The sequence below is a fragment of the Lactiplantibacillus sp. YT640 genome, assembly GCF_049745435.1.
Taxonomy (GTDB): domain Bacteria; phylum Bacillota; class Bacilli; order Lactobacillales; family Lactobacillaceae; genus Lactiplantibacillus; species Lactiplantibacillus plantarum.
This window is the reverse complement of record NZ_JBMNVY010000075.1, coordinates 1-2,635: the sequence shown is the minus strand read 5'-3', so window position 1 is coordinate 2,635 and position 2,635 is coordinate 1. Positions and strand designations below refer to the sequence as shown.

Below are 2,635 nucleotides of genomic sequence, written 5' to 3'. Positions count from 1 at the left end.
CACCTTGGAAGCATCATTTATTTAAGTTAGATACATATTATATGTACGAAGGCATTTCATTTACACAAGATTCTTGACACTCCCCAGAAGTTAGGTATTGCAATTGCTTTGTTAAACCGGCCCAAATTAGTTATTTTGGATGAACCAATGAATGGACTAGATGTTGAGGCCACAATTGATATTCGGCGAATTATTAAACAATATGCCGAACAAGGAACGGCTTTTCTTATTTCGAGTCACGTTTTGAGTGAATTACAGAAGATCATGACGCGAATTGTCCTGATTGATAACGGGCACATCATCTTGAACCAAGATAGCCGAACATTTAATTATCAAGGCCTCAAAAATTATACATTACGGACTGAAGCGGATGCACAGGTAGCTGAATTACTGCAAACAGATCACATTCCTTTTCAAAGGAAAGAAGAACACTTTTTAGTATCCAAGACAGTAATCTTTGCCGTTCAAGATATTCTAGCAGTACATCAGATCCACCTCAAAGAGCTGACGCCAGAGACAATCAGTTTTGAGCACTTAATTGTTCAGATTCTGGAAAGGCAACGAGGAGATGAAGACAATGCAGACTAATATCATGATGGAATTATATAAATTCTGGCATCAAAAACCCCATACTACGGTGCCTTGGCACTCCTGGGCTTAATGAGCTACAGCGCAATGACTACTAAGGTTAGTGCTTTGCAACTGGTCTTTGAGTTTGGTGCTGTTCAGTGGATTGTCATCATCCTGATTGCTGTAGGATCAGCTTTTTTTGCGATGGAGTATCAAAATCATACGATGCTCCTACTCGTGTATAAGCAGGTTAAACGACGCGTGATTTATGGTACTAAGTTAGAAGTTATACTTTTGTATGGTGTGTTGTTGACTGTTATCGCCATGCTATTCACTTTTGTTCTAAAATTCCTAACAGTCGGACAACATTATAGCTGGTTGACGACTCAAATTGATCATCGTGCCATGATAACTGTGTTGCTGATAAATGTGCTCGGTACCCTGATTTATGCGTGTTTCATGGTAACCTTGGCTAGCCTATTGTTTATGTTAATCCGGGTCAACACGGTAGTCATCGGAACCGGTCTTGCAGTCGGCTTTCTAGGTGCGGGCGTTTCTGTCGGCTTAATGGAAGCATTGCCATCATGGGTCAATGTGCTTAGATGGGGACCGTTAAATATGATTTTTATCACCCAGCAGTTGGCAAGCACGACCGATACGCAGGTTTCGCACTTAACGAATCCGGCCATTATTGGCGGAACATTAGCCTATGCTGTCCTTTTTTTCTGTTTGGGTTACTTGTTGTTTAAACACCGTTGTGTCTGAAAGAAGGTCTAAGTAATGAAATTCAGCCTTTATCAGGAATGTTATAAATTGGGGCACAAGAAAATTGTCTGGATTGCACCGCTGGTTCTGTTAGTATTGATGGTAATCACCGGGTACAGTATTGGGTATAATCAAAGTCGGCTTTTAATGGCAACTTGCTATGATGCTCCTGATTGGATAATGTTAATTATAGTAGTCGTTGGGGCCACGACTTTTTCAATGGAATTCCAGGACAAAGCTATCTTAACGTTGCTGTATAAATCACCTAATCAGGTTAATGTTTATTTAGCGAAGTATCTAGTGATGTTGGGGTACGTGTTATTGCTCCATGGTATAGCCATTATTTTTACTCTGGGATTGTGGGGCCTACCACTAAATTCCCGGGTACCTTGGTCAACGATTTATTTATATCATCAGCCATTGTGGACGAATATGCTGACAACGGCTGTCGTCAATGTACTGACAACGCTGTTTATTGTGAGTCTAGTATTTTTACTGTCGTGTTTAATTAACAGTACTGCCGTAGTTACTAGTGTCAGTCTCTTAATGGTCTTTATGGGACAATTCATTTCATCGAGCTTTTTAAATGTGAATCGTTGGTCATCAGTACTCCGTTGGAATCCATTCAACATGATTAATTTGACCCGTCAGTATTATAACTATGCGACCTATTTCGATACCAGTCACTTGGAAAACTTCCAGTTACTCATTGGAACCTTTAGTTATACATGGCTGTTTGTTAGTCTGGGATATTTGATCTTTCGAAAGAAGCGTTTCTAAATCACATTATAATGGAGGGTTTTACTTATGAATAAATTTCCTGAACAATTAAAAAAGTTACGGAAAGAGACCAACACGACTCAAGATGACTTGGCGACGAAACTCTTTGTGACTCGGCAAGCTATCTCCAAGTGGGAGTCTGGTGATTCAACTCCGGATCTCACGAATCTTATTAAGCTGACCGATATTTTTAACGTTAGTTTAGACACATTAGTTTTTGGTGCCGAGAAAATTACTAAAGTTGATACCACTGAATTTACGTTTGATCCTAAACGCAATCGCTATGTGCGTAAATTAGGTCGAATGAACTTCTGGGACTTTCTTGCGGGGTACTGGTGGTTAGTGATATCACTGGCAGTTATAATAGGGTTCTTCTGGTCAGTTAGTAGGTGATTGTTTTTTTACTGCTGATAAAGTAGCTGTCCACCAGCCAAAATGGAGAGCGTAAAATATCTTGTGTAAATGCATAAAAGATTTCTGAATTGTATAGAAATAGGGAATGCCTTCCCTTATGATATTT

At 39.6% G+C, this 2,635-nt stretch carries 3 protein-coding genes and 1 pseudogene; all 4 read left to right on the top strand.

Annotated features, from left to right (window positions below; genetic code table 11):
* Positions 1-84: 84 nt before the first annotated feature.
* A pseudogene (locus tag ACOV1R_RS15940) lies at positions 85-588 on the top strand (ABC transporter ATP-binding protein); the annotation flags it as partial.
* Positions 589-675: 87 nt separating this feature from the next.
* Entirely contained in the window at positions 676-1,335 is a 660-nt protein-coding gene (locus ACOV1R_RS15935; RefSeq protein ID WP_015380965.1) for a Putative ABC superfamily ATP binding cassette transporter, membrane protein, read from the top strand.
* 15 nt (positions 1,336-1,350) lie between these two features.
* Positions 1,351-2,115 (top strand): ABC transporter permease, encoded by a 765-nt coding sequence (locus tag ACOV1R_RS15930; RefSeq protein ID WP_003645347.1) that lies wholly within the window; start codon positions 1,351-1,353, stop codon positions 2,113-2,115.
* 27 nt (positions 2,116-2,142) lie between these two features.
* Positions 2,143-2,508, top strand: coding sequence for a helix-turn-helix domain-containing protein (locus ACOV1R_RS15925; protein ID WP_003645348.1), 366 nt, complete (start codon positions 2,143-2,145; stop codon positions 2,506-2,508).
* The last annotated feature ends 127 nt before the right edge of the window (positions 2,509-2,635 follow it).

Bases quoted from the DNA above. Each gene is read 5' to 3' on its own strand.
- ACOV1R_RS15935 (WP_015380965.1), top strand. From the start codon at position 676: ATGACTACTAAGGTTAGTGCTTTGCAACTGGTCTTTGAGTTTGGTGCT.
- ACOV1R_RS15930 (WP_003645347.1), top strand. From the start codon at position 1,351: ATGAAATTCAGCCTTTATCAGGAATGTTATAAATTGGGGCACAAGAAA.
- ACOV1R_RS15925 (WP_003645348.1), top strand. From the start codon at position 2,143: ATGAATAAATTTCCTGAACAATTAAAAAAGTTACGGAAAGAGACCAAC.